Source organism: Pseudoalteromonas sp. NZS100_1 (assembly GCF_015864285.1).
Lineage (GTDB): Bacteria > Pseudomonadota > Gammaproteobacteria > Enterobacterales > Alteromonadaceae > Pseudoalteromonas > Pseudoalteromonas arctica.
In genome coordinates, this window is sequence record NZ_JADYXN010000072.1 from 1 (window position 1) to 1,988 (window position 1,988).

3 protein-coding genes and 1 pseudogene are annotated in these 1,988 nt (G+C 37.5%); 3 read left to right on the plus strand and 1 reads right to left on the minus strand.

All coding sequences use genetic code 11. The features are described from left to right. The 3 genes from I6F66_RS20500 to I6F66_RS20510 form a co-directional block, all read left to right on the plus strand. Window positions 1-250 (plus strand): immunity protein YezG family protein (locus tag I6F66_RS20500; RefSeq protein WP_197209662.1); only part of this gene is annotated, 250 nt, incomplete at its 5' end. Between the two features lie 127 nt (window positions 251-377). Continuing rightward, window positions 378-1,292, plus strand: coding sequence for a hypothetical protein (locus I6F66_RS22645; RefSeq protein ID WP_368668201.1), 915 nt, complete (start codon window positions 378-380; stop codon window positions 1,290-1,292). An 11-nt stretch (window positions 1,293-1,303) separates the two neighbouring features. Beyond that, entirely contained in the window at window positions 1,304-1,699 is a 396-nt protein-coding gene (locus tag I6F66_RS20510; RefSeq protein ID WP_165729584.1) for an immunity 22 family protein, read from the plus strand. Between the two features lie 145 nt (window positions 1,700-1,844). Here I6F66_RS20510 and I6F66_RS20515 read toward each other — a convergent pair. Then, a pseudogene (locus I6F66_RS20515) lies at window positions 1,845-1,988 on the minus strand (IS3 family transposase); the annotation flags it as partial.

Genomic DNA, 1,988 nt, shown 5'->3' on the forward strand with positions numbered 1-1,988 from the left:
CGAAAACAACAATATACTTAAATGCAAAGCACTCTTTATTAAACCAGATGACGATACACAGCATGCAATTGCTGTATCTGAAAATATAACTGAGTTATTTAAAACGTTATTTGACCATGCTATTAAAAATGAAGTTGAAGATTGGCAACGCGCTATTTTTACCATTACGCGTAAAGGTCAATTTAACTTAAACTTTGAGCGCGATAATAATGATGATGAAGAAGTAATAACCGCTGTTCAAACACATTAAATATTAATGTAACCCGCTCTTTAACAACACGGATGTTGGTTGGGCGCTTTGTTTAGACATTAGCGCCCTGGCCTATTATTTCTAATATAAATACCTCAATACTCCAATGTAAAAAAGCGTCGGTAAAGTGGTGATTAAAAACAGCGGCGACACAATAGAAGCCGCAATTGCAGTGTTACGCAAGCTAGGCAAAGGCGACCCTGTTCAGTATTTACGCAAAATCAACTGGCAAGACCTAGGTAAACAAGCAGCCAGCGAAGTAAAAGCCTTTATAAAAGGCCTGCGCGATACGCTTCACGAAATATCAACAAGTTGGCAATACGACCTACTGCTGCCACAGCTTGCCATAGACGGTATGCAAGCAACCATTAAACAGCTTGATGAAATAGCACCTAAAATAGACCAAGGCGTTAAAGGCGCAGCCAGTGAAATTGGCAGTCGCGTAAACAAAGCCCTTGATGAATTCGAACCACCGAAAAGCACCGGTATTGTGGGTAAACCTAAAAAGAGCGTTGCGAATGAATTAGATGCGCCTAAAGGAAATGATTTAAAAGGGGTTGAGAGTAAAAAAGAATTCAATCTTTCAAATTTGAAAGTTAGTGATATCCCGACATTCGATTCAGGAAGCTTCAATAAGTGGTTTGACTCCAGAACACCAGAAGAGTTAGCCGAAATGTATAAAAAACAAGCCCTAAAAAGTAAAATTTCTGATGGCCTTAGAGGAGCTCGCGGTAATCACGAGTTTTTAATGGTTGTAGAAGCGCCTCAGTGGAGTAAGTGGGGAGTTAATGCCAAGCAAGTACAGAATGATTTTGCAATATCAATCTCAGCCTTGAACGAAGGTGGGTTAGCCAAGGGGTGGAAGCATTCAACTGGCTTAAAAGGTTCAAAATCCCCAAACTCTAAACGCGTACACAATGAGCTTCAAAAGATAATTCAAAACTCTAATAGTTTAGATGATTATAAAAAAAATATGTTCTCGTGGGCTGAAAAATGGATCGAAGGCGGTTACAATGGCTTACCAGAAGGTTTTCATCAATAAAGGAATATCAAGTGTCTAAAGTAGATTACTCGAATGAAGTTGATTATTATGAACAAGGTTTCGAAGAGGAAGGTATTGTTTCTGTCTGGTTAGGGATTGAACCTTTGACTAATGACGAAGAGACTGACGTTTTACAGGAGCTTTGCGGTGTAGGTTATTATGATATATCAAGTCAAGAAGGTGAGTGCTTTGATTTTCAAGATACCGATATAACATCTTTAATACACAATATGTCATATTCAAACTCCTTTATTGATTTGGTTGTTGAAGCTGCTAAAAGAAAGAATATTAATTCTGCTAAATGGGTCACCCTACAATACGACTTTAATTATAACCCAGAAAAAGTCAATCGAACTATTTCACCAGACCCCTTATTTATCGGAGCCTTTCCATACAAAGAAGATTAATCAAACACCTATTAGATAGTAACTATTCAGTTTTTAAATTATAGACCTGACTTTTCACCTTGGTCTAAAGGTTCCATCAATTTTAAACCAAATCAATTAGATGGTACTTCAGCTGACTTTGATGCCGTTTATGTGTATGTAGTGGTCAATAAAATTTGGCCACAGTTTTAGAATCTTGATATCTAACCTCAGATTCATTTGGCGCTAAACCGGCATTATAATGATGCGGCCTAACGTTGTTGTAATATCCGTTGATATAATCACTAACGCTATATTTAGCATCTATAAA